Source organism: Shewanella sp. SP2S2-6, from assembly GCF_031931965.1.
In the GTDB taxonomy this organism is placed as follows: domain Bacteria; phylum Pseudomonadota; class Gammaproteobacteria; order Enterobacterales; family Shewanellaceae; genus Shewanella; species Shewanella baltica.
In genome coordinates this window covers 233,526-258,825 of sequence record NZ_JAUOEQ010000001.1, presented here as the reverse complement: position 1 = coordinate 258,825, position 25,300 = coordinate 233,526, and the positions used below count along the sequence as shown (strand labels likewise).

At 47.2% G+C, this 25,300-nt stretch carries 20 protein-coding genes; 12 read left to right on the top strand and 8 right to left on the bottom strand.

Annotation, left to right across the window (positions count from 1 at the left end; translation table 11 throughout):
- Positions 1-86: 86 nt before the first annotated feature.
- A complete protein-coding gene (locus Q4Q57_RS01050; RefSeq protein WP_311889314.1) occupies positions 87-980 on the top strand; it encodes a LysR substrate-binding domain-containing protein in 894 nt (297 codons plus the stop codon).
- Between the two features lie 170 nt (positions 981-1,150).
- Here Q4Q57_RS01050 and Q4Q57_RS01045 read toward each other — a convergent pair whose 3' ends face one another.
- Together Q4Q57_RS01045 and Q4Q57_RS01040 are read right to left on the bottom strand one after the other, a co-directional pair.
- Positions 1,151-2,896 carry a bifunctional metallophosphatase/5'-nucleotidase gene (locus Q4Q57_RS01045; RefSeq protein ID WP_311889313.1) on the bottom strand — a complete coding sequence of 582 codons (1,746 nt, stop codon included), beginning with the start codon at positions 2,894-2,896 and terminating at the stop codon, positions 1,151-1,153.
- A 144-nt stretch (positions 2,897-3,040) separates the two neighbouring features.
- Complete coding sequence (locus tag Q4Q57_RS01040; RefSeq protein ID WP_311889312.1) at positions 3,041-4,132, bottom strand: hemolysin family protein; 1,092 nt, start codon at positions 4,130-4,132, stop codon at positions 3,041-3,043.
- A 150-nt stretch (positions 4,133-4,282) separates the two neighbouring features.
- Here Q4Q57_RS01040 and Q4Q57_RS01035 point away from each other — a divergent pair, with 150 nt between their 5' ends.
- From Q4Q57_RS01035 to der, 8 genes are all read left to right on the top strand, one after another.
- Positions 4,283-5,404, top strand: coding sequence for a bifunctional tRNA (adenosine(37)-C2)-methyltransferase TrmG/ribosomal RNA large subunit methyltransferase RlmN (locus tag Q4Q57_RS01035; protein ID WP_311889311.1), 1,122 nt, complete (start codon positions 4,283-4,285; stop codon positions 5,402-5,404).
- 32 nt (positions 5,405-5,436) lie between these two features.
- Positions 5,437-6,225, top strand: a complete 789-nt coding sequence (gene pilW, locus Q4Q57_RS01030; protein WP_106649958.1) for a type IV pilus biogenesis/stability protein PilW — start codon at positions 5,437-5,439, stop codon at positions 6,223-6,225.
- A complete protein-coding gene (locus tag Q4Q57_RS01025) occupies positions 6,222-7,319 on the top strand; it encodes a RodZ domain-containing protein (protein ID WP_311889310.1) in 1,098 nt (365 codons plus the stop codon). The genes pilW and Q4Q57_RS01025 overlap by 4 nt, the downstream gene beginning before the upstream one ends.
- Positions 7,320-7,367: 48 nt before the next feature.
- Complete coding sequence (ispG, locus tag Q4Q57_RS01020; protein WP_106649960.1) at positions 7,368-8,483, top strand: flavodoxin-dependent (E)-4-hydroxy-3-methylbut-2-enyl-diphosphate synthase; 1,116 nt, start codon at positions 7,368-7,370, stop codon at positions 8,481-8,483.
- A 145-nt stretch (positions 8,484-8,628) separates the two neighbouring features.
- The gene (gene hisS, locus Q4Q57_RS01015) at positions 8,629-9,909 is read left to right on the top strand and encodes a histidine--tRNA ligase (protein ID WP_311889308.1); all 1,281 of its coding nucleotides are present in this window, start codon (positions 8,629-8,631) and stop codon (positions 9,907-9,909) included.
- A 24-nt stretch (positions 9,910-9,933) separates the two neighbouring features.
- Positions 9,934-10,554 (top strand): tetratricopeptide repeat protein, encoded by a 621-nt coding sequence (locus Q4Q57_RS01010; RefSeq protein WP_063883274.1) that lies wholly within the window; start codon positions 9,934-9,936, stop codon positions 10,552-10,554.
- An 11-nt stretch (positions 10,555-10,565) separates the two neighbouring features.
- On the top strand, positions 10,566-11,753 hold the full coding sequence (bamB, locus tag Q4Q57_RS01005; protein WP_259562155.1) for an outer membrane protein assembly factor BamB: 1,188 nt from the start codon (positions 10,566-10,568) through the stop codon (positions 11,751-11,753).
- A 79-nt stretch (positions 11,754-11,832) separates the two neighbouring features.
- The gene (gene der, locus Q4Q57_RS01000) at positions 11,833-13,299 is read left to right on the top strand and encodes a ribosome biogenesis GTPase Der (RefSeq protein ID WP_106649962.1); all 1,467 of its coding nucleotides are present in this window, start codon (positions 11,833-11,835) and stop codon (positions 13,297-13,299) included.
- Positions 13,300-13,540: 241 nt separating this feature from the next.
- Here the strand turns inward: der and Q4Q57_RS00995 are convergent, their stop codons facing one another.
- From Q4Q57_RS00995 to Q4Q57_RS00975, 5 genes are all read right to left on the bottom strand, one after another.
- On the bottom strand, positions 13,541-16,663 hold the full coding sequence (locus Q4Q57_RS00995) for an NAD(P)-binding protein (protein ID WP_311889305.1): 3,123 nt from the start codon (positions 16,661-16,663) through the stop codon (positions 13,541-13,543).
- 235 nt (positions 16,664-16,898) lie between these two features.
- Complete coding sequence (locus Q4Q57_RS00990; protein ID WP_006080915.1) at positions 16,899-17,060, bottom strand: hypothetical protein; 162 nt, start codon at positions 17,058-17,060, stop codon at positions 16,899-16,901.
- Positions 17,061-17,348: 288 nt separating this feature from the next.
- A complete protein-coding gene (locus tag Q4Q57_RS00985) occupies positions 17,349-18,740 on the bottom strand; it encodes an RsmB/NOP family class I SAM-dependent RNA methyltransferase (RefSeq protein WP_311889304.1) in 1,392 nt (463 codons plus the stop codon).
- Between the two features lie 238 nt (positions 18,741-18,978).
- Entirely contained in the window at positions 18,979-19,647 is a 669-nt protein-coding gene (locus Q4Q57_RS00980; protein ID WP_113941046.1) for a glutathione S-transferase family protein, read from the bottom strand.
- 62 nt (positions 19,648-19,709) lie between these two features.
- Positions 19,710-20,351, bottom strand: a complete 642-nt coding sequence (locus Q4Q57_RS00975; RefSeq protein ID WP_311889303.1) for a glutathione S-transferase — start codon at positions 20,349-20,351, stop codon at positions 19,710-19,712.
- A 213-nt stretch (positions 20,352-20,564) separates the two neighbouring features.
- Between Q4Q57_RS00975 and Q4Q57_RS00970 the strand changes: the two genes are divergently transcribed.
- Positions 20,565-21,155 carry a TetR/AcrR family transcriptional regulator gene (locus Q4Q57_RS00970; protein WP_106649968.1) on the top strand — a complete coding sequence of 197 codons (591 nt, stop codon included), beginning with the start codon at positions 20,565-20,567 and terminating at the stop codon, positions 21,153-21,155.
- A 132-nt stretch (positions 21,156-21,287) separates the two neighbouring features.
- On the opposite strand, the gene Q4Q57_RS00965 is transcribed toward Q4Q57_RS00970, so the two are convergent.
- Positions 21,288-22,001, bottom strand: coding sequence for a DUF2461 domain-containing protein (locus Q4Q57_RS00965; protein ID WP_012588169.1), 714 nt, complete (start codon positions 21,999-22,001; stop codon positions 21,288-21,290).
- Between the two features lie 337 nt (positions 22,002-22,338).
- On the opposite strand from Q4Q57_RS00965, the gene Q4Q57_RS00960 reads away from it, so the two are divergent.
- Together Q4Q57_RS00960 and Q4Q57_RS00955 are read left to right on the top strand one after the other, a co-directional pair.
- Positions 22,339-24,558 carry a TonB-dependent receptor domain-containing protein gene (locus Q4Q57_RS00960; RefSeq protein WP_311889300.1) on the top strand — a complete coding sequence of 740 codons (2,220 nt, stop codon included), beginning with the start codon at positions 22,339-22,341 and terminating at the stop codon, positions 24,556-24,558.
- A 134-nt stretch (positions 24,559-24,692) separates the two neighbouring features.
- The gene (locus Q4Q57_RS00955; protein ID WP_106649971.1) at positions 24,693-25,256 is read left to right on the top strand and encodes an alkylphosphonate utilization protein; all 564 of its coding nucleotides are present in this window, start codon (positions 24,693-24,695) and stop codon (positions 25,254-25,256) included.
- Positions 25,257-25,300: the final 44 nt, after the last annotated feature.

The following is a 25,300-nucleotide window of genomic DNA, read 5'->3' as shown; positions in this document are numbered from 1 at the left end:
TGCTAAGCAGTGTAGACTTGACCTTTGGCAAAGAAAATCGGAACATTTTCAATGTCTACTTCAAATAATTTGAATATGAGGTTTTTATGTTGCCATCTATTAGTCTCGATGGATTAATCGTACTCGATGCCATTGATAGAAAAGGCAGTTTTTCCGCAGCGGCCGAGTCCTTGTTCCGAGTGCCGTCGGCGCTGACCTACACAGTGCAGAAACTGGAAAGCGATTTAGGCACAAAATTATTTGAACGTAAGGGCCAACGCGCCGAACTGACCTTAGTCGGTCAACTTGTGCTGCGCCAAGGTCGAGAAATCCTTTCGGCAACATCTAGGCTGGAAGAAGCGGTGCGTCAACTCGAGACCGGCTGGGAGTCTTCGTTAACCTTAGCAATTGATACTGTCGTGCCGGATTTACCCCTATTGCAGTTGATCGGGGAATTTACTGAGTTGGGTAAGCAAGTGACGGTGAACATCAGTGAAGAGTCCTTAGGTGGCGGCTGGGATGCACTCTATTCGGGCCGTGCCGATATTGCCATCGGCGTAACGGGTGAACTGCCAAAAGGTCAATATCATCTGGTCGAAATCGGTGAATTGGAGTTTGTGTTTGCATTAAATCCTGCCCACCCATTGGCGCAACATGCGGGTCCTATTCCGACCGAGGCATTGTTGCAATTCCCTTCCATTGTGGTGGCAGACAGTTCGACTGCCTTGGCGCAGCGTTCGAGCGGCCTATTTGATAGTCGCCAAGTGATCCGGGTGCCGAACATGCAGACCAAGATTAAGGCGCAGCAATTGGGACTCGGCGTAGGCTACATTCCAAAACACTTGATTTTGGATGCATTGGCGACGGGAAGCTTAGTGGCTTGCCATGTGGAAATGCCGCGCCCACCCCAAGCTGTGTTTATGGCGTGGCGTAAAGACGCGCAGGGCAAGGCAAAGGATTGGTTTACTGCGCGTTTACCGCAATGTGATTGGCAATTTTAAGAGCCTAGCAATTTTATAATTCTAGCAATTTTGATGACAGGCAATGAGAGCAACGTTTGTTTTGCATCACTGCCTATTCAAAGCTTTGTAAGGAAGACAGTTCCCAGTCACTCATTAATTTACTTTGCTCCTCACTGCATCAATGTTGACGCCATGGGGAGCATTGGCACTTAACCCATACGTTGGCTGTGGCTGGTGTAATGCACATGCTGTGACAGTAAATCAGACAGATTCGGTGAGCGATTTAAGAATCGAATAAATGCCTGTGGCAACGTCAGAGACTCCATCGACTCCTGCCAGCGAGCTTGCAGCAATGGATGATAGCCTTCCTTACCCGCAGCAGTGTAAGAGGTCGATACCCCGACATACAGTGACTCAGGCTCAACGGGATACCAAAGAGATTGGCTGTCCTGCTGCATCATCTCCAATCTAAATAAACGCTCGCCCAGTGGACGCCGGCCATCGTAGTAATACCGTAAGCCGTAGGTGTAAGGGAAGCTACCCGCACCAGTGCCACGGACGCTGTTGTTGGTCGCCGCGTTAATCGCCGACTCGAGTGCTTGATACAGGAACTGACCTTGAATTTCATACTTAACCAGCGGCAATTCGAAGGGCAGTAATTGCCCCATAACATCCGCCAGCGTCAACTGACCTTGGGCTACCGACTGGCGCACACCGCCGGCATTATGCAAGGCAAAGTCCACCCTAGGATCGACAAGCTTAGCTTCTTGGAACATGCTGCGACTGACCCAAGGCGCAATTTCACTGCCGTGGGGCAGGGCCTTAGACGGTAAGCGGGTATGGACTAAGTTTTTTGGCACCAGTGCTAAGACTTTGTTCTCCATATCCGCGATGGCGGGTTTGTAGATGTCTCGGATCACGCCATCAATATCGGCATCGGCATCATCCCAAAGGACATTTGGGTGCTGACTGAGCTGTTGACGCACCGCTTGGTAATCTTGATTATCGACAGCTGTGTTAGCACTTAAGATAAAGTGTTGATCCAGCATGAAATAGTTGCCGCCTGTTAGGCTCAGCACTTTACCTTCAGCATCAAACGTTATCTCGGCTAAGCCGACGACTTCGGCATATTTACCCGCATGCACTATCGGCGTGTTGTTGATGACTTCACCGTAGGGCAAGTTGCTCAAACCTAAGGCGCGAAAATCGCCCTGTAGCGTATGCGTGTGACCACCGACGATAAGGCTAATACCCTCGACTTCGGCCGCAAGGCGCTTATCTTGATCTAAGCCTAAGTGGCTGAGCACGATAATATGTTTGATGCCTTGATTTTTAAGGTGCTCAATCGTGCGTGCGGTTGTGGCGATAGCATCGACAAAATGAGTGTCTGGATCGGGGCGCGCGATCTCTTTCATTTGATCTAACGTAATACCGACAATGGCTAACGTCTTATCGTGGAAAGGCTTAAGCAGATATTTCGCGCGTTTTTGCTCATGATCATAATCTAAGATATTAGGCAAACCACGCAGACAACCGGGTTTGTTGAGATCTTCTTGGCTTAAATCCATGTTGCCCGCAAGCAATGGGAAATCAATCTGCTTAGCAAACTCGGCAAGTCTGGCGTTACCTTCATCGATATCGTGGTTGCCAATGACCATAGCATCGGGCGCTAACAGATTGAGTAAGTGGGCGTTGGCCTTGCCTTTAAAATGGCTGAAATAAAGCGTGCCTTGGAAGCTGTCGCCACCGTGCAGGAAAACAAACGGCGTATTGGTTTGTGCAGCAGCTTGACGTGCCTTAGTGATGTGGTGGCCGATGCGGGCATAACCACCGCTATGGCTGGTTACATCAAGCTTATGCTGGCCGAGGTTAAGACTAAATTGGACGCGGCAGGGCTCAAAATTCGAATGGGTGTCATTAATGTGCGCGAGTGAGAGTGTGTAGCTCTGTGTCATAACTTACCTCTATTACGGCGGGTGAGTATATACCCAAGCGACCTCAAAATGCGAGGCTCAGAGGGTTCTGAGTTATCCGCATTCTAAAAGAATAAAGGGAGCTAGGCTCCCTTTATATTAACAAGCACTAAACTGGCTTAGCCTTTAACCGGATTTGGCTTCGTCATCATCGGATGCGGCTTCAAAATCACCGTCATCGGATAGGCGAATGCCTTTTTGCTTCATGCGCTTAGTCCAAAGTTTACGTGCTAATTGCTGCATATCGGTCGCGGGATCGTTTAAATCGACAATCTCTAATCCTAGCATAGATTCGATAATATCTTCTTGAGTCACAATACCTTGGCTACTGCCGTACTCGTCGACCACCATAGCAATTTGGGTGTTACGTTTAATCATACGCTCAAACAGTGGCAGAATTTTGGCGGTTTCAGGCACCACAAATAAACTCCGTTTAAGCTCACCAATCGGTGCTTCTGGTGTGTAACGCTCAGCCAGCAACACATCGGTACGGGTGATATAACCGATAATATCGTCATGATCCTGATCGTATACTGGAATACGGGTAAAAGGCTTGTCGCGATATTGACGTACAAACTCATTTTGAGTCAGATCCACTGGCAGCGAGAACATCACAGTGCGCGGTGTCATGATTGCTGTAACGGGCATATCACGTACCTTGAGCATTTGCGTCAGAATTTTCGACTCTTGCTCGTCAAGCTCACCGGATTCATGGCCGATTTTTGCCATCGCGCTCATTTCTTGGCGGATATATTGGCCTTCATCGCCTTTGCCCATCAGGCGAGTGACTTGCTGCGACATCCAGATCAGCGGTTTAGTGACACGCTTCATCCACGTCACGGCAACAGACACGCTCGGTGCGAGGCGACGCCAATGGTTGGCACCCAATGATTTAGGAATAATTTCTGAGAAGAACAGAATAATAAAGGTCAATAAGCCCGAGAAAACACCCAACATATCGTCACCAAATACTTTCGCTGCTTGCGCACCCGCAACGGCAGCGCCAACGGTATGAGCGATAGTATTTAGCGTAAGGATTGACACCAAAGGGGCTTCGACATTTTCTTTCAGTTTACGCAAGCGCGCGGCTGCGGCACTGTCAGTTTGTTCGAGTGATGCGATATAACTTGGGGTAACCGATAGCAGAACAGCTTCGAACACACTGCACAGAAAAGAAACTCCGACAGCGACAAGCACTATAATGATGAGGGTTAACATATAGGTGGAATTACAACTCCGTATTTTAGGCCAACATTAGCCCGTGGAGATTCTAGCATAGGTTAATTGAGTTACTGGCTAAAATTTATTTGCGTCTGTATAATTCGCCGCCCTGTTACAGGATCCGGTTTTGGTGTTGAGGTTAGCTATATGAGTGAAAAGAAGATCAATTTATTAGACCTTGATCGTAAGGCGATGCGCGCATTATTTGCGGACATGGGAGAGAAACCCTTTCGTGCCGATCAGCTCATGAAATGGCTATATCATTTCGGCGTCAGTGACTTCGAAGAGATGACCAACATCAACAAAGTGTTACGTCAAAAATTGGCGGCTCGCTGCGAGATCGTTGCGCCGGAAATTTCGAGCTTCCAAAAATCGACCGACGGGACGATTAAATTCGCAATCAATGTTGGTCAAGGCCAAGAAGTTGAAACGGTTTATATTCCTGAGGATGACCGCGCGACCTTGTGCGTCTCATCCCAAGTGGGTTGTGCGCTGGAATGTACTTTCTGCTCGACGGGGCAGCAAGGGTTTAACCGTAACTTAACGGTTTCTGAAATCGTCGGCCAAATCTGGCGTGTATCGCACTTTTTAGGTTTTGCTAAAGACACGGGCGAGCGTCCTATCACTAACGTCGTGATGATGGGCATGGGCGAGCCATTGCTTAACCTAGCCAATGTGATCCCAGCGATGGACATCATGCTCGATGACTTTGGTTTTAGCTTATCAAAGCGCCGCGTAACTCTATCAACATCGGGCGTCGTACCTGCGTTAGATAAATTGGGTGATGCGCTTGATGTGGCACTGGCTGTGAGTATCCATGCGCCAAATGATGAGCTACGTGACATTCTGGTCCCAATCAATAAAAAATATCCGCTGGATGAGTTTTTAGCGGGTATTCGTCGTTATATCGCCAAGTCCAATGCAAACCGTGGCCGCGTGACGGTTGAATACGTGATGCTAGATCACATCAACGACAGCACAGATCAAGCCCATGAGTTAGCTAAGTTGATGAAAGATACCCCTTGTAAGATAAATCTGATCCCATTCAACCCGTATCCTGACTCGCCTTACGGTCGTTCATCTAACTCACGTATCGACCGTTTTTCTAAGGTGCTCATGGAGTATGGTTTTACAGTGATAGTGCGTAAAACCCGTGGCGATGATATCGACGCCGCCTGTGGTCAGTTGGCGGGTGATATTCGCGATAGAACGAAACGTTTAGCAAAAAAACGCATGCAAGAAAACCAGATTTCAGTCACAATGAATTAACTCTTTGTTTGCACAGATTTATAGGCTTGCCCATGAAGCATGGATTGCCAAGGTTTTCGTTGATTTTAACCCTGTCATTATTGATGACAGGGTGCGTCACTGAGCGTACTTATACTGGGACAGATATTCCTGTTTCGGAACGAAAGTTAGACAAAGTCGCCGCCGCGCGCGAGCGTTTGCAGCTCGGTTTAACCTATTTAAATCGAGGTAATTCGGAACAAGCCAAATACAATCTTGATAAAGCATTAGAATATGCCCCAGAGCTTGAAGATGTGCACACCGCTTTGGCTTATTACTATCAAACCGTGGGCGATTTAGTACGTACTGAAGAGTCGTACATGAATGCCATTAGTACCAAGGACGCCTCTGGCGATTCCATGAATAACTTCGGGGTGTTTTTGTGCCAACAAAAGCAATACAACAAAGCTGAAAAAATGTTTTTGGCCGCAATCGAAATGCCCAAATATACGCGAACGGCCTCAAGCTACGAGAACTTAGGTCTCTGTAGCCGCGAAGCTGGACAAGCAGAAAAGGCACGACAGTATTTTCAGATGGCGTTAAAGTATGACCCGAGAAGATCGGTGTCGTTGCTGGAGTTGGCAGAGTTAGAAGTCGACCAAGGTGATTTTATTCAGGCGCGAAACCAATTAGCGCGATATCACCAAGTGGCTGAGCAAACTCCAGAAAGTTTAGCGCTCGGGATCAAAATAGAGCAGGCAGTGAATGATGATGCCGCTGTGAAGAGATTTGGTATTTTATTGCTTGCCAAATTCCCAGCATCACCTCAGGCCAAGCAATACAGAGTTAATTTGCATCAATGAAAGATCATGAAATCAATGCGCCAGTTGAGTCGGTAGCACCGCAATCTATCGCGCTAGATGTAACGCTTGGAACCTTATTAAAAGCTGGCCGTGAAAAAATGGGCCTTAGTATTCAAGATGCGGCGGTTAAATTGCATTTACGCCCTCGTATTGTTGAAGATCTTGAAGCCGACAATTTTACCAATATTGCCTCATCCACTTATGTTCGTGGTTATGTAAAAAACTATGCCCGTATGGTCAGCGCGGATGCGGCTTTGATTGAAGCGTGTTTAGTGCGCCAAGTGCCTGTGGTGACTGAGCCTGCAATGCAAAGCTTTTCCCGTAAAACGACTTATCAAGCCCGCGATACGCGTTTAACTTGGCTGAGTATTTTTATCGTTATTGTGTTACTCGGCTCGTTAGTCGTCTGGTGGATGCAAAAAACGACTTTGTTAAGCACTATTGATGTATCGAAACCCACGGTAGAAGAGGTCGCCGCCGCGAACCAAACGCTACCTGGTGACGTACTATTGACCGAAACCGATGCGAGTCAACAATTGACCGACATCGCGGCTAACGGCTCTATGTCAATTGACGGCCCGATTAAAGATACCGATGCCAGCACTATTGATGTGAGCACTGGGCCTACTGACAATAATTATCCTCAAACGGTTGATACGAGTAATGAAGATGGTGGCTCGGCTAATGCTGCTACCACAGCGTCTCAAACGGCCTCTTCGGTAGCTGAACAGATGGTAGCTCAACAGACGTTTGTGCAACAGCCTGCAACTCAGCCCGTTGTAACTGCAACGACTTTGCCTGTTTTAACATCGCCAGCCACAACGACCAATACTCTGGTGGCCACTGCCGGTGAATCGATTATCAAGGTACAGTTAACGGGTGATTGCTGGATTAACATTGTCGATGCTAAAGGTAAAGCGTTAGTCGATGGTGTGAAAGGCGCTGGCGCCACAGTGCAAGTGAGTGGTGTACCACCATTTAAAATTATTCTAGGTGCGCCGCAAGTGGCGACATTAAGCTTAGATGGTCAAATGGTTAGCTTAGCTGATGTCCCTAAGGGACGTGTCGCGCGCTTAACCTTACCTAAGGCTTAACGACCACCTAATGATCTACAGCACGTACCGAAATAGAGCGTATTAAGCATGTATAATGAAACTCCCATAAAAAGACGTCCTTCCACCCGCATTTATGTGGGTAATGTACCGATTGGTGATGGGGCGCCGATTGCCGTTCAGTCAATGACCAATACTAAGACCACAGATGTTGAAGCGACAATCGCTCAAATTCGTGCCTTGGAAAAAGTTGGTGCCGATATAGTTCGTGTCTCAGTGCCGACTATGGATGCGGCAGAAGCCTTTAAACTCATTAAGCAAGCGGTTAAGGTGCCTTTAGTGGCCGACATCCATTTCGATTATCGTATCGCCTTAAAAGTTGCTGAGTATGGTGTTGATTGCTTGCGTATTAATCCGGGCAATATCGGCAACGAAGAGCGTATTCGCAGCGTGGTGGAATGTGCCCGTGACCACAATATTCCTATCCGTATTGGTGTGAATGGCGGTTCATTAGAGAAAGATCTGATGGACAAGTACAAAGAGCCAACGCCTGAAGCCTTGCTCGAATCGGCCATGCGCCATGTAGATATTCTGGACCGATTAAACTTCGACCAATTCAAGGTCAGCGTGAAAGCCTCCGACGTGTTTTTAGCGGTTGAATCCTATCGTTTATTGGCAAAACAAATCCGTCAACCTTTGCATTTAGGCATTACCGAAGCGGGCGGCGCACGCGCGGGTTCAGTTAAATCGGCCGTGGGTCTAGGCATGTTATTGGCCGAAGGTATCGGTGATACCCTGCGTATTTCCCTTGCGGCCGATCCCGTTGAAGAAATCAAAGTCGGTTTTGATATTTTAAAGTCGCTGCGTATCCGTAGCCGCGGGATTAACTTCATCGCCTGCCCATCTTGCTCCCGTCAAGAGTTTGATGTGATAAGCACAGTCAATGAGTTAGAGCGTCGCCTCGAAGACGTGACTACCGCCATGGATGTGTCTATCATCGGCTGCGTTGTGAACGGTCCAGGCGAAGCCTTAGTGTCGCATATTGGTTTAACCGGCGGACACAATAAGAGCGGATATTACGACGAGGGTGAACGTCAAAAAGAACGTTTTGATAACGACAATATTGTCGATTCCCTCGAAGCGAAAATTCGCGCTAAGGCCAGTCAAATGGCGAACCGTATTCAAATAAAAGACACAACTGAGTAATATGCATCTGCATTTGGGCACAGATTACGCCTAATGATTTTGAGCTTGGCCCCGAAACCGACGGGGTCGTTTTACGTTTTACGTTCAAAAGCCTATAATGCGTGACATTTTTTATTAATTTAGCTAAATCGGACGAGTCGATACAGTGGCAAAACAGATCCAAGCGATTCGCGGAATGAATGACATTCTGCCAACTCAAAGTCCTCTATGGCAAAAAGTGGAAGCGGTACTACGTTCGAGCGTTAGTGCTTACGGTTACAGCGAAATCCGCACTCCAATAGTGGAAAATACCGATCTCTTTAAACGCTCTATCGGTGAAGTGACTGATATTGTTGAAAAAGAAATGTATACCTTCGCAGATAATAACGGTGACAGCTTAACGCTGCGCCCAGAAGGTACGGCATCGACAGTGCGTGCGGGTAACGAAAACGGTCTGCTATATAACCAAGAACAACGTCTTTGGTATATGGGCCCTATGTTCCGTCATGAGCGCCCACAAAAAGGTCGCTATCGCCAATTTAACCAATTTGGCGTGGAAGTGTATGGCATAGGCACAGCGGATATTGATGCTGAAGTTTTGATGTTATCAGCCCGCCTGTGGGAAAAACTCGGTATTAGCGATCACGTGTCGTTAGAGCTTAATACATTAGGTGATCCCGCTGAGCGCGCGGTTTACCGTGATGCCTTGATTGCGTTTTTAGAACTACATAAAGATGCGCTCGATGAAGACAGCAAGCGTCGCATGTACAGCAATCCGCTGCGGGTATTGGATTCAAAAGATCAAAATGTCCAAGCTATTTTGGCTGGTGCACCTGAGTTGATGGATTTCCTCGGTGAAGAATCCAAGACACATTTTTCACAATTGCGTGAACTACTTGATGCTGTGGGTATCAAATACACCATTAATCCGCGCCTAGTACGTGGTTTAGATTATTACAATCGTACAGTATTTGAATGGGTTACATCGAGTTTAGGCTCACAAGGTACAGTGCTTGCGGGTGGTCGCTATGACGGCTTAGTCGCCCAGTTAGGCGGTAAAGATACCCCAGCAGTGGGTTTCGCCATGGGCTTAGAGCGCATTGTCTTGCTGCTTGAAACCTTAGAGCTAAACAAAGATATTCCGCCAGAAGTGGATGTGTATGTTACTGCTATGGGTGATAGCTGTCTGGTTGAAGCGATTAAAGTTGCGCAGGAATTACGCAGCGCGCTGCCAAACCTTAAAGTGATGAGTCACTGCGGTGGCGGTAATGTGAAAAAACAAATGAAACGTGCCGATAAAAGCGGTGCAGCTGTCGCCTTACTGATTGGTGAAGATGAACTGGCCGAAGGCATGGTGACAGTGAAATATTTACGCAATGATAACGAACAACAACGGGTAGCTCGAAGTGCCTTAGGCGCATTTTTGGCTGAACTGGCCATTAAGTAATAGATCATATAAGGGGACGTGCGCGTGGAAATTTATAGCACAGAAGAACAACAAGTTGATGCTATCAAGCAGTTCTGGAAAGACTATGGAACCTCGATTTTTATTGGGGCGGTCGTTGGTTTAGGCGGCCTGTATGCGTGGAATTATTATTCTGACGTTAAAGTGGCCCAAGCGGAAGAAGCCTCAAAAGCTTTCCACGAGTTGACCACTAAATCAAGCGACGAAGCCGCTATGCTGGCGGGTGTGGCTGAGTTTTCTAAAAATCATGATCAAAAAGGTTATCAAGCGCTACTAGAACTGATCGTGGCAAAAACTGCGGTAGAAGCTAAGGATTACCCTAAAGCTATCGAAGCCTTGAACAAGGTTATTGCGGCTAAACCAGGTGCTGGTTTAGATATGATTGCAACTTTACGTGTCGCTCGAGTACAAGCCGAGCAAGGTCAAATAGACGCTGCTCTGGCAACTTTAGAGCAAGTTACAGATAAAGCCTTCTTCGCCCAGCGCGATGAATTAAAAGGCGATTTCTTAGTACGTCAAGGTGAAGTTGAGAAAGCGAAAACAGCTTATCAAGCTGCCATGGACAATGGTGGTGTGGTCACAAGCCCAGCGCTTAAAATCAAACTTGATAGCCTAAATCAGGCATAAGGGATCCCTTGATGAAGTCTTGGTGCAAAAACCTGCTAGCCGCCGGATTAAGTCTGGCCATGTTATCCGCCTGTTCGTCGAGCGATGTTGAAGACGAGCCTGTCAGTGAGTTAACTGCAATTCAGGCGACAGTGTTCCCTGAAGTAAGTTGGAGCGCCTCTGTCGGTGATGGTGTAGGTGATTATTACTCTCGCCTCGCTCCTGCCGTTCGTTATGGCAAAATATTTGCCGCCGATCGTTATGGTGAAGTCACCGCGTTTGACGAAGCGACGGGCGAGCGCGTTTGGACTAAAGATTTCAGCGAAGAATTTCGTGATAACGCCTTAGCAAAAAACAAAGGTGCGCGAATCGCCGCTGGCGTAACTGCTGCGCGTAATAAAGTCTTTTTAGGGGGAGAAAGCGGGCTGTTAGCCGCGCTGAACGCCGAAGATGGCCAAGTTTTATGGCATGTGGTTGCCGGTGGTGAGTTATTGTCTGCGCCAACGGTTGCCGATGACGTTGTGGTTGTCAGCACCAGCTCAGGTTCACTCGAAGCCTTTAACGTCGATACTGGCGCTAAGCTGTGGGTGTACGAAATGCAATTGCCAAATCTGACCCTGCGCGGTACAGGTTCTGCAGCTTATGAAGCGGGCGGTTTCTTTATCGGTACTGCCGATGGCAAAGTGGCTGTTGTGATTAAAAACAATGGTCAAGCTGCATGGGAACAGGCGATTTACAATCCAACGGGCGGTAACGAGTTTACGCGTATGGCCGACGTGGATATGACGCCGCTGATCCTTGGCGACAACTTATATGCGGTGAGCTACAACGGTAACTTAGTGTCGATGGAACTGCGCACGGGTCGAGTTGTGTGGACACGTAAGTATTCTAGCTTTAACGAGTTAGCATCAGCGGGCTTAAGTTTGTTCGTCGTTGACGACCACAGCCGTATCTACTCAGTTGATAAACGTAACGGTTTAGAGCTGTGGAGCAACTCTGAGTTAGCTAACCGCACTCTGACGTCACCAGCTGTGTATAAAGACTATTTAGTTGTGGGTGATTTCGAAGGTTATTTACACTTCATCGATCGCAGTACAGGGACGATTGTCGGTCGTGTCCAAGTGGACAGCTCTGGATTATACAGCCAGCCATTAGTGGTTGACGATAAAATCTATGTTCAAGGTCGCAGTGGAAAGTTAGCTGTTGTAACACTTCCATAGTTAAAAGTGTTATCCTTGTAGAGCCCCTGGAAGTGTGTTCCGGGGGCTTTTTATTGAAAAGTTTTTTAGAGGCAAAATCATGATCCCTGTAGTGGCCCTTGTTGGTCGGCCGAACGTCGGTAAATCCACCCTATTTAATCGCCTTACGCGCACGCGTGATGCGCTGGTTGCTGACTTTCCTGGCCTAACACGTGACCGTAAATATGGTCGAGCATTCTTATCCGGCTATGAGTTCATTGTGGTCGATACCGGCGGTATCGATGGCACTGAAGAAGGGATCGAGACGAAAATGGCCGAGCAATCCCTTGCCGCCATTGAAGAAGCCGATGTTGTTCTATTTATGACTGATGCGCGCGCGGGTTTAACCTCTGCGGATCTATCGATTGCACAGCACTTACGTAGCCGTGAAAAAACCACTTTCGTGGTTGCGAACAAAGTGGACGGTATTGATGCCGATTCTGCCTGCGCCGAGTTTTGGTCTTTAGGTCTAGGTGAAGTTTACCAAATGGCAGCGTCTCAAGGACGCGGCGTGACCAACATGATCGAATACGCGCTGACTCCTTATGCCGAAGCGATGGGCATAGTGCGTCAAGACGAAGGCGAAGTGACCGAAGAGCGTGAATATACCGAAGAAGAAGCCGAAGCTGAGCAAAAGCGTCTGCAAGATTTGCCTATCAAGTTAGCGATCATAGGTAAACCGAACGTCGGTAAGTCAACCCTGACTAACCGTATTCTAGGTGAAGAGCGCGTTGTGGTATTTGATGAGCCTGGCACGACCCGTGACAGTATTTACATTCCAATGGAACGTGAAGGTCGCGAGTACGTGATTATCGATACCGCGGGGGTTCGTCGCCGCAGTAAAGTACATCAAGTCATTGAGAAATTCTCAGTGATCAAAACCTTGAAAGCGGTTGAAGATGCTAACGTGGTGTTGCTTATCATCGATGCCCGTGAAGGTATCGCCGAGCAAGATTTAGGTCTGTTAGGGTTCGCGCTCAATGCGGGTCGCGCTTTGGTGATTGCCGTCAACAAGTGGGATGGTATCGACCAAGGGATTAAAGATCGTGTGAAGAGTGAGCTTGACCGTCGTCTTGGCTTTATCGACTTTGCTCGTATTCACTTTATTTCGGCGCTGCACGGTACTGGTGTTGGCCATTTATTTGAATCGATTGAAGAAGCCTACGACAGTGCCACACGCCGCGTTAGTACTTCTATGCTGACACGTATCATGCAAATGTCGCAGGACGATCACCAGCCGCCATTAGTGAATGGTCGCCGTGTGAAGCTTAAATACGCGCACGCAGGTGGTTACAATCCACCAATCGTGGTGATCCACGGTAACCAAGTTAGCAAGCTGCCAGACTCGTATAAGCGCTACATGATGAACTACTTCCGTCGTTCATTGAAAGTGGTGGGTACGCCAATCCAACTACGTTTCCAAGAGGGTGATAACCCATTTGAAAACAAAACTGAGAAGTTGACTATGAGCCAAGAGCGTCGTCGCAAGCGCGCACAAAGCCATATCAAAGACAGAAAAACCAAATAGTGTTTTTTACTAGACACATTTGAAACAAAAGGAACCTTAGGGTTCCTTTTGTGTTTTAAGACTGTTTAATCAGGGTTTACATCAATATCAATGTCCTCTAGAGAGTAGATTTCAATAATTAGATTAAATATGGCTAGCAGATTAAACCAGCAACATACCTAACTTAATATCTCGAATATTTTAGACAACTGTCTGTATCGGTCGTGCTCTTTTGTTTAGCATTTAGCTGCTCAATAGGAACTTAGAAGTCTTTCTCGCCTTTTATTAAGGCTGGATGACCCGATATGGCTTTTGAGGTGTGCATACCCGCCATCGTCGCGGCTTCGACGCAGCCCACATTAAGGCCTGTCTTTATCCAATCGCCCGTCATATACAAGTTATCTATCCCTGTGCCATCTGTTGTGATGCGATACTGCGAACTGTCCTTAACCGACAACACATAACGTTCGGATGGGTCCACATTTGCGCGCCAATATTGGCTATCGAAGCGGGCAACACCTTGGCGGTCTTGTTCATCGTGTAACCATTCCCAAGGGAAGCTATCACCGACATTTTGCCAAAGTTTATGGATTTCGGTATTAAGTTGATGGATAGCACCCGCTTTAGCTTCTAAGGTTTTCCGTTGTTGGAAATCTACATCCGAGCTTGGTGGATAGGCCTCGACAGGCAATGCCGAGCAAAAGTAACTGGCATTTTTAGGTTCTAAGCCGCGCCAATCTTCTTTGTCTAGCAGTTGGTTCATCGATGCCCAAGTATCGAAGGGTTCGGTGAAGCCCGATAATACGGGCTCCTCGCTATCTTCAGAGTTATTAGGCCAGCCTATCCCATTCAGATCTTGGTTCATCCACAGTTGATAGGCTTGAGTGGCGACAGTTTGCACCTTATCAACGCAAAGCTTAAGCGCTGGGCTTTGTGCCATGACTTCACTCGCCACATGGGGCACAGAACCTATGGATAGACCGAAGATCACTTTGTCGAAATCCACACCTTTGACTAAGCGCTTTTTCGGCAGTGCTTTGCCAAAGTGCGTTTCATATACGCTGTCCCAATCGCTCCAGAAGTGTTCCAGATTGATATTATGGGCTTTGAGCAGCGCTGCTTGTTCAGGCTCAAGCTGCTCATAATTGGGCGTGCTCGGCCAGCAGGCGAGACCTTTAACATCAACCAAGGGATCGTAGCTTGTGACAGCTGGTGCTAAGGCAACTTGCTCGGTGATTTCAATCGCTTGAACGCTTTGATTGCGGCATTCGAGATTATCGACGCGATTGAAGTAGTGGAAGTTGACACCTCGGCGTTTGAGCACTTCGTAGAAAGGCGTAAAGACCACATCGCCCATGCCGGCCTGCATTTTCCACATTACGCCACCTTGATAGCACAGGGCGATACGCAGCATAGAGCGGATAATTGTGCCCGCTTCGACATTGGGTTTGTCGAAGTTGCCTTTTTCATAGGCGAAGACTAAGTCGTAAAAACCACGCACGGGGGCGCTGTCGACTGTGTACTTAAGGCTGGCGCCGTGTTTGGTTAACCATTCGCGGTAATCATAACCATTGATGGCATCGAAACCTTTTTCAAACACATCATCGGCAAACATGCCCTTGAGTATCGTAAGCCCCAGATCGGCGGCAATATACAAGTGGCGCAGTTCGTCATTGTTATCTAAATGGCCGCTAAAGCGTTTGACGAGTCGTTTATGCAGGGCATCGACGGCCGATTCGACAAAGCCATCGTCACTTTCACTGTGGACATGCTCATCGCACTCACGGCCAATCATTTGATTGAAATGGCATTCGAGCTTATCGCCGAGCGCGTCGAGTGATTCTTTGGCATCTTCGACTGAATCCTCTAACTTATCTTTTAAGCGTTCAAACCAGCTGCTATCGAGCCAGTTTTTAGGTGTTCCCATGGCTTTTTCATCGGCATCAAGCAAGTCATCCATGTCCTTGAGCCATTCCTTGATCCACGCAAAGGCGACTTTAACGACTTTCCAAAAGGTGAGGGTTTCGGTGCCATCACCAGGGATGCCGGGTAGCGTCGGAAAAGTGATCGGCCAGCTTACCGAGCGGCCATCGACCTCTTCCTGTAATACGATGAAGTTATGGGGTTTAAAGGCATCAAAAAAGGTTGCGAGCGGCGCGTCTGCCGGTCTATCTAATTCTTCATAAGCTTTACGCATTAAGGCAAACGCGTTTTGATAGAAACCAAACCAAATATGTAATCCATGTTCTTCAATACGTTGTCCCATTGCAGCATTGCGGCCACTTGCCCCTTTGCCGCCGATACGCCAGCCGAGTTGATAGACATCAATCTCATATTGATTCTGCCAGCCGGGTTTGTCGGTCAGATAACAGGCTGCGGTCATGGCCGCGACACCGCCGCCGAGAATGGCGATTTTCTGTTTTTTGATTTCGGAGTTGTCGACTAATACTTCACCGGGTGGCACTTCAAAATCAAAGTTCACATGGTAAGGCAGTAAGACATGCTGCTCGCCAATCTCAACCCCGAGCGTGTCCTGTAACGGGAAGCTGGCATTATCAAAAATGGTCGCGACAAAATCATTTTTGAGCAGGGCAACACTGTGCACTTTATTCACTTGGGCAGGTGCGGCGACGATGGCTTGATAAATGGCTTTTTGACCTGAAGAGTCGGGGAACTGCTTTAGAAATACTTGATCGATGGCGGGTTTAAATAGCAGATGAAACAGCTGCTCTTCGCCGAGCTGGTCAAGCTCTGGGATGAAATCAGTTTGTTCTTTAAAGAGTTGCCTGGTTTGGGTTATCGCTTCAAGGGTTGAAAGCTGCGCCTCGGGTTTGGCATCGCAATTCACTTCAATCAATGGATGCAGGGCGAGTTCAGTTTCTGGTGAAAAATGTAAAAAGCTTTTGGCAGCAAGCGATAATCGCGTCAGAGGCTCACCCACAGCTGGCATAGTGTATTCACATAAATATTTAGGATAACCAAAGAGTTCACGGCCATTAATTAAGGCCATGGCATCGTTCACCCAAATGTGTAGCGGCTGAAAATAGACTTGGCTGATTTGTGTGCTGTTGCTGCTATCTTGGCGCCCGACCATGACCCAAGTGATGATGTCTGTTTCTTGGATCCAACCCTTGGCTCTGTCTTCTGGATAAGCGGAATAGGCTTTTTCAATTTGAGTGAAGGTTGTCAGTACGTAGGGAGATAACACCTTAAAATACATTGCACTACCGGCAACTTGATTCAAGGTCTTATCAATAGAGCGTTGCAGGTTTACTTGTTTCCCCTTTAGAAAAAAACCGTACATATCGGCTTTATTTAACACTAAGGGGGAGTGCATCAACATACTGCCTTGGGGATAAATAAAGTCGGGGCGCTGTTTTTCCATGGTGTTCATCCTTAAATTTCAGTGTAAGTCCAATGGCTTGGGAGTCATAACCCAAAAAGCATAGGGCAAATAAGCCATTAAGCCCATTGATTTTACAATTGATTTTTTAAGAATTTGAGAGGGTATCGCGGGATTGAGTAGCAAGTTGGATATTATCCAACTTGCTCAGATTTGGCAGGCTTAGCACAGAACGAATTCGTTAAACAAACCCGTGGGCTAGGGTACTTAGATTCAGTTACTTCGATTTATTTTGGTAGAAATCCACCTCTGTATTATCGTCCGAGTAACGTCGCTTAGTATCCCTGCGGCGCTGTTTCACGCGTTTATTCTTTTGCTTACCTTTGACGTTATCGCCCCATGGCGCATCATCGTCGTCAAATTCATAGGAGTGTGACATGGTCAAAATTCCAAAAATACCTGTGCCATTCGCAGCACCCGATCTTTTTACCCAAAGGTGAGATGAAGCTAAAGCGAAATATTTCATCATTGATGGTGAAAAGTTTTGCCCAAGAGCCATATCTTGCCACTGAAATGGATGTATCTGAGATTTTAACTGGAAGGATGTGGTTTATCTTTATGATAATAAAAGAGTAAATCTGATTTTAATCATTAATCAGATTATGCGATTGCACTTGGCGCCTAGAAAGGAGGGCGCCAAGTTTTGATACAAAATAATGAGTTAGTGTTACTTGCTGCGTAGCATACGTGCGACGAACATGCCATCACTGTTGGCCTCAAAGGGCCACACGGTCAACATTTCTGTTTGTTCACCGCTAAAAGGATGGCGTATCGGCGTGAGCGTGAACTCTGGATGTTGCTGTAAAAACGTCGTCACTACGTCTTGGTTCTCGATGGGCGACAAGGAGCAAGTGGCGTAAACGAGGATGCCGCCGGCCTTAACTGCGCGGCTACAGCGGCTTAAAATATCGAGCTGTAACGCGGCTTTATCGGGCACGGCTTCAACACCATCCAACCAACGCATATCAGGATTACGTCGCCAAGTGCCAGTACAACTGCACGGGGCATCGACTAACACACCGTCAAAATGATCCGCAGGCACGGGGAGGGCATCACTCTTCCAACGGGCCACGCTAATGCCGTTAAAGTGCGCTCTTTGGGCGCGTTTAGTGAGTTCTTCTAGGGCATTGGAGCGAATATCGGACGATATGATGCTGCCCGCAGATGACGTTTGGTTATCAGCAGTTTTAGCTAACATCAAAGAGCGCAGTTGCAGAGTTTTGCCGCCAGCACCGCTACAAGCATCCCACCAATGGGCATCGGGTTCAGGCGCACAAATTTGACCAATGACCTGTGAAGCCAAATCTTGGATCTCGATGTTACCGTCTTTATACAGGGCTATTTCATTAAGATTCATACTCTTACTGCCAAGATTGATGGCATCGCTAAAGTAATGACCATCACTCGCTTCTATGCCGAGCGCTTGCAGTTGTGTCGCTGCATCTTGACTCGTGATCCCTTGCGCGCGTCCCCAAATTGGCGGGCGACTCGACATAGCGGCAATTAATTGCGTTTGCTGCGCAGCATCAACAGGGCACACTTGCCAGAACCAGTCGGGTAATAAATCCTGTGCCTTAAACTCAGTCGCAGGGAATAAATACTGTATCAGTGCCAGTTTGTCGTCGAGACTTTCAACAGTAAGTGCTTGAGCTTGCTGATAATCGATGGGCGATTGTGATAACTCATGCCAAGCGTTGGCGATATCTTGCCAAGCATGGGCTTCCAATAGGGCACTGGCGCTTAGGCTGGCAAAATAAACGGCAGATTCTTGCTGATCGCCTAATCGCTGAAACCAACCCCACCAGCGAAATAGACTAAACAAGGATTCACGAATGACTTTACGATCCTTCGAGCCGTGTTTTTTATGTTCTCTAAAGTAATTTGCCAAAATACGGTCAGCGGGCATTTTACTGCTTTGAATTTCATCGAATAATTGCTTAATTGTACTGGCGTAACTGAGCGCACGTTTTTGCGCTGGGGTGTTCGCTTGGACATTTAACGCCGAAGATGTATCTGATTTGGATGCCATATCGGAAGAGAAGCTGCTTGGATTACCCATAAATTTAGCCTAGATCATGCTTCTGTGACGGCGCCTTATGTAAGGGACATAGCCGTAACAGAGGGGAAAAATAAGTGGCGCAGATTGTAGCAGTTTTGCCCGATAACAGGCAGTAAAAAAGCCCCAAAGTAGTATCAACTTGCAGGGCTTTTTGTGGTTCTGTTACTGAAACTTATAGTGTATTCAGTACCTAACGGCAGTTTTGCAGGCTATTCGCGCAATGACCGTTAGCAGATGACTATTTCGTCACCATCTTTTGGATTTGCTTAGCCCGTTCTTCATCACTCATTTCTACCGGTGGCGGCGTGATTATGCCTTTTTGGCACGCAGGTCTGAGTGCTAATTCATCTAACCAACGTTGCAAATGAGTCAAACCTTCCATGTTGATGCCGCTCCACTCGTGGATACGGACCCAAGGCCAAGTGGCGATGTCGGCAATCGTGTATTCGTCACCTGCAAGGTATTGATTTGTTGCGAGTTGAGTATTCATGACTTCAAATAAACGTCGACCTTCTTTTTGGTAACGGTCAATGGCTGCGGGGATTTTTTCAGGGAAGTACCTAAAGAATACGTTGGCTTGTCCCATCATGGGGCCGACGCCGCTCATTTGGAACATTAACCATTGGATCACCTGCGAGCGTTTTTTAGGATCGGCTGGCAGGAATTTACCTGTTTTTTCGGCGAGATACAGCAGAATCGCACCCGATTCGAATACCACAAAATCCGCGTTATCGCGGTCGATAATGGCGGGAATGCGACCATTGGGATTGATGGCAATAAACTCGGGCTGTTTTTGCTCATTGGTGCTGAAATCTAATTTGTGGACGCGATATTCAAGTCCCATTTCTTCCAGTGCGATGGAAATTTTAAAACCGTTAGGGGTCGCGGCTGTGTATAAATCTATCATGATGATTCCTTTAGGTTATAACGCTTATAGCTACTCACTTTAGTGCCTATGAATATTCATCATCAGGCATTAGCGCCGCTATTTTTAGGGGTTAACGATACTATGGCAGGACGCTGCGCCATAGTGATGAACCAAGCCTTAAGGTGCGGCAAGCTGTTAGTGACTTCAATATCTAAATTCTTAATAAAGCTGATAAAAACGTAAGCCGAAATATCGGCAATGCTGAATTCATCGCTTGCCACAAAGGCTGACTTGCTCAATTGTTGGTCTAAGCTTGGTAGGAAGTCAATGACCCTTTGGCGTGATTCTACGCCCCAAGACTCGACACAATTTTCCCTGTCTTTATAGACACCGCTTAAATTACGAAAGGCTTGAAACCCGACCATTAATCCTTGTAACTCTATGATACGTTGCCACATTTCTACTTTGGCGCGCTCAAGCGGTGTATTACCAAACAGCGAGTGAACACTTGGGTGGATTTCTTCTAAATAGCGGCAAATGGCAACAGATTCACACAGGTAGCTGCCATCATCGAGTTCGAGCAGTGGAATGCGACCATTTGCACTTTTGGCTTTAAATTCGGTACTTAAATTCTCTCCTCCGCGGATATCGACGTTCACTCTTGGCACTTCTATGCCTTTTTCCGCTAGGAAAATACTGACACGGCGCGCGCTAGGCGTAGGGGCTAGTTCATAGAGTTTCATTTAATGTCCTGTAGTTTTTATCAATGCTTTATGCTCGATTTAAGCATATAAGACTTTAACGGAACGATCGGTTAGTATAGAATTTACGCCATATCTAAACGATCAGTCAAGAATGATTTACTCCTCAACTTTCTTTAGTAAACAGAAATGCGGTGATTGAGGAGTGCTAAAGCTGATCGTTAGCGCGTATTCAAGAGATTAGGTCACAGGCTTATGGCACGAAGTTGTAATTTTGATCGGCAGGAAAAACTCATATTGGCGATGGAGCTTTTTTGGCAAAAGGGCTTTGCCGAAACCTCGATTTCCGATCTTGTCGGCCATTTAGGTATTAATCGATTTAGTCTTTATAACAGTTTCGGGGATAAGCAGAATCTTTACCGCGAGTGCCTCCGTTTTTACCTCGATAACTACTCCTTTGGCGCCTCAGATACCCTGTTGCATGAAAAAGCGGGCTTGGCTGAAATAGAAGCTTATCTAGCGCGCTTTGTTGCCCTGCAGAGGGAACAAAAATACGGCTGTTTTATGCAAAATGCCGTGCTTGAAAAGAGCCTTGACGATGAGAGTGTGCTGCAGGAATGTCAGCGATTATTTTGCCGATTACAGGCTTCATTTACCCAAGTGTTACGGGATTGCCAAGCGCGAGGCGAGCTACTCCCCCATGTACAACCACATCAGGTCGCTGCATTTTTAGTATTGCAATTACAGGGAATTAGGGTGTTAGGTAAAGCGGGTGAATATGAGCTGCTAGACAATGCCTTTGCAGTTTTACAGAGTTACTTGGGCACTTTAAATACAAAAGTTTAAGTGCAAATTAAGCCATTTAAGGTGCAAGTTGTAGTTTGAATGGCCTAGGTTTTTCGCCTAGGCCATGTTGCTTTTAGCAATCTATTTTTTAACGGTCTATTTTTACAAATCAATTGGTTAAAAGTCTATTGTCTAGAAATCCAAGTCCAGCGCGAAACACAGATAGGCCATCAATTGAGTACAGTGCGCAAATTGCTCGGCACAGAAACTGGCGGCATCTGGACGACAGAGTTCTTCAAAGGTGATATTTTTTATGGCGATAAAATCTTTGCGTTTTAGCTCCGCCAGCATAGGGTGGTTTTTATCAAACCCTTTTGGTGGTCGAGTTAAGCTGTCACCGTCCATGTTAAATCCATGACTCTGCAAGGTTTGTAGTGCCTTTTTATAGCCGTTGGGATTTTCATCGATACAAGTGCGAATGGCATTTAAGGCTTTCGATTCTGGGTGCCAAATCCCTGCGGCAATAAAACAGCCATCCTCGGCAATGTGTAAATACAGTCCCGGCGCATGCACGTCTTTGCCTTGAAAATGGCGAAATTGAATGCCTACATTGGTTTTATAGGGCGTTTTATCTTTGCTGAAACGGCTGTCTCGCTGGGGACGCATCAAGCTGCCGCCGACTTTTTTTGGTACTGCAGTCAGCCGAGGCGAGAGGGCGAGAATACTGGGCTGCATTTGCTCAATAAACTGCAGCGCAGGCGTTCGCACTGTCTCTTCGTATTCCGCCTGATGGGCTTTAAACCAGTCGCGGGAGTTATTTTGCGCCAGTTGATTTAAAAATTGCAAACTCGCGGCGCTGAACGTTGCACCTGTCGCAATAGGGATTTTAGTCGTGAGCGTGGCCATTATCGGTGAACCTTATTAATGCATTTGAAACGAGTGCCAACAGCCTAGATGCGCCTAGATACAAGCAGGGCGAACGTCAGGCGAGTCGCCCGTATATTCACTCGTATTGCGAAGTCGTACACTCTTAAGAGGATGAAAGGCTGTCAAATATGTCACTAATACTGCCATCCTTCGACAAGATCTTCACTTAAATTTTTTGGAGTGCGCCGCTTCTCTCTTGTTTTCAATCAGTCCGTTATTTACACGTAAAGCCAAGTGAGAACTATTCTTATCTTCTTCGTTAGTGCCTATAATGCCGCCCTATTTTTAGCTTAGTTTGTTAATAGGAAGACGTTAAATGGGTTGCCTGCCTAAATTTGGGAAATGGAAAGCGAATAGAAATCTGTCGCTGATGGGATTATGTTTGTTGCCCTCAATGCCGTTGTACGCAAATGAGGTATTGGGCGAGCCTAAGGTTGAGCCGATTGAAATCCTGCAGGTTCATGGGCAGCAATATCGTAGGGCCATCACAGTCGCTAAACCTGGTGAAGCGATTATTTCCATGGAACAAATCGAGGAGATGCAGGCAACGACCTTCGCCGAAGTGATTGATGATATGGCAGGGGCGCATATCGATGGCGGTACTCGCAGCGGCGGTGAGCGGATTAATATTTGGGGCTTTGGCGAGACCGAAGATTTTAACGTTTATGTGGATAATGCTCCGGTGGGATTTGAGCAGTATCGCTATGGCTCATTTTTCCTCGATCCTGATCTCATCAAACGAGTGGAAGTGATCAAAGGTGCCCATGATGTGCGCTCGGGTAATGGCGGTTTTGGTGGGGCCATGTATGTGGTCACTAAATCGGCCGATGATTTTCTTAAATACAATCAAGCGATTGGCGCGCGAGTCAAAACCAGCTACGCCAGCAATAATGACGCTATGGGTTATACGGGAACTGTCTATGGCAGGGTGAATCCACATTTATCGGGGTTGTTGCACCTTACACGCCGTGATGCGGGGGATGTGACTTTAGCCAATGGTGATGAGTTTGAATATTCGGGCTATGAGCAAGATAACTATCTAGGCAAGATTGATTATGAGCAGGGCGATCACCAACTGGCCTTGAGCGTGACCCATTATCTCGATGAGGGCCGCAAACCTTGGGCTAATCGCCGTGGCCCCATGCCTGCCATCTCAGACTACAACATCAAAAAGTACGGCTCCTACGAGCAGGCGCTGTATGCCACAACCGCCTATAACACCTATGAAGACAACACTTGGTCTGCCAATTATCGTTATTCGCCGAGCAATCCGCTGATTGATACTCAAGTGGTGATCTCCCATTCGGCGAATGCGCGTCACTGGGTAAGACCCGATATTGCGTGGGAGAAAATGACGGTTTCCGTAGGCAACTTCGGCCACGAATCTTGGCTAGATTACAAACGTGATTATATTGATATCAACAACTTGAGTTTGATTGGCGATCACGAGATCACCACAGGATTGCAGTACCGCAGTCTCGACCGTACTTCGCTCGTGTTTAACAAGAGTTATGAGAAGAATCCTGAGAAAAACTTTGGCTGGTACACACCTTATTATCAACCTGAAGGTCGCCAAGACACCTATGCCGTGTATGTTCGCGATGCGATTCATCTCACCAACGACTTAACCGTTACTCCCTCGCTACGATATGACTTTATCTACAGCATAAGTCGGCCAAATATTGCGCCAGATTATAACGACATCAGCGCGGGTCACGATTATAGCTCGACTCACCACTCGGGGTTCTCACCAAGATTAGGCATAGATTACCAACTGACAAACTACGCTCGGTTAAACTTTGATTACGCCTATAGTCTGCAAGCCCCTGTGGTGGATGAGATTTATGCCGTGCAATACGCTAAAGCCAGCATTACCGGCACAAGCCGCGACATCGATGTCGAACGCTTACATGCCTTCAAGTTAGGCTTGATGACACAGCACCAGCATCTGTTTGCCAATGATGATGTGCTGTCGACGCAGCTTACTCTGTTTGCCAACCTAGGCCGCGATGATATCGCCCAGCGCCGCGGAGCTAAGTCTGATAAAACCCAATTAATTCAAAGTGGTTACACAAATCTTGATGGCTACCATATTTACGGTGCCGATTTTGAAGCCCAATATCGCTATCAAGATGTGTTCAGTGATCTGGCGGTCTCATGGCTGCAAGGGCAACACAATGGGTCACTCAGAGATAGCCAAGATGACGATGAATATTTAGCTAACATAGCCCCGCTCGATATTCGTCTGCGTTTGGGCATGTATATCACAGATGACATTTCTATCGCTTGGCAGGGCGCTTGGTATGATGCGCAAACCAATGTTCCCCACGGCGATATCTTTAATGCCGAATCGCCGAGCGAGAATTACTTCCTGCAGAATGTGTATCTCGCCTATGAACCTCAAGCCAGTTTAAAGGGCTTAAGCGTGCGTTTGATGGTGAAAAACCTCACTAATCTGCAAGTGGTGCCGTTTCTCTCCGATGGGATACCCGCTGCGGGGCGCGATGTTCGCTTGAGTTTAGCTTATGAATTTTAAAGATTAATCACCAAGTCAGTGTGGGCGTGGTTTATAAAACTTATAAAAAATAGGGTTATATTGCTTAAGCCCCCTGCCGAAAAAAGCCAGTTTATGGCATAATCCGCGTTTTACTAGGCATATAGAACAGAGAAATGACTGAAAATGAATTGCTAAGTCGCTGTGGCGGCAAGTGTGAACTGTGTGGCAGCGAGCTTGAACTCTCTATTTATGATCTGCCAGCCTCCGATGGCCGTGACAATGAGATCATGATTTGTGAAACCTGCAGTGGCCAAATTGCGGCACCGGATACCATGGACATGAACCACTGGCGTTGTCTGAACGACAGCATGTGGAGCCCAGTTCCGGCAGTTCAAGTGATGTCATATCGTATGCTTAAGCGCTTAAATGGCGAAAGCTGGGCGCAAGATTTACTGGATATGCTTTACCTTGAAGACGATTTAAAAGCGTGGGGTGATGCCGAAGTTGCCGCAGCAGGTGACGACACGACTCCAACGCTAGACAGCAATGGTGCCGTGCTTAACGCTGGCGATACTGTGGTCATCATCAAGGACTTAAACGTGAAAGGCACTAGCTTTGTGGCAAAGCGCGGCACAGCGGTGCGTAACATTGCATTGACCAATAATCCAGAGCATATCGAAGGCCGTGTTAACGGGACTCGTATTGTGATCCTGACGTGCTTCGTTAAAAAGTCTTAAGTTCAACCTAGTGTGGGCTCGATTTATCGAGCCGCACACCATAA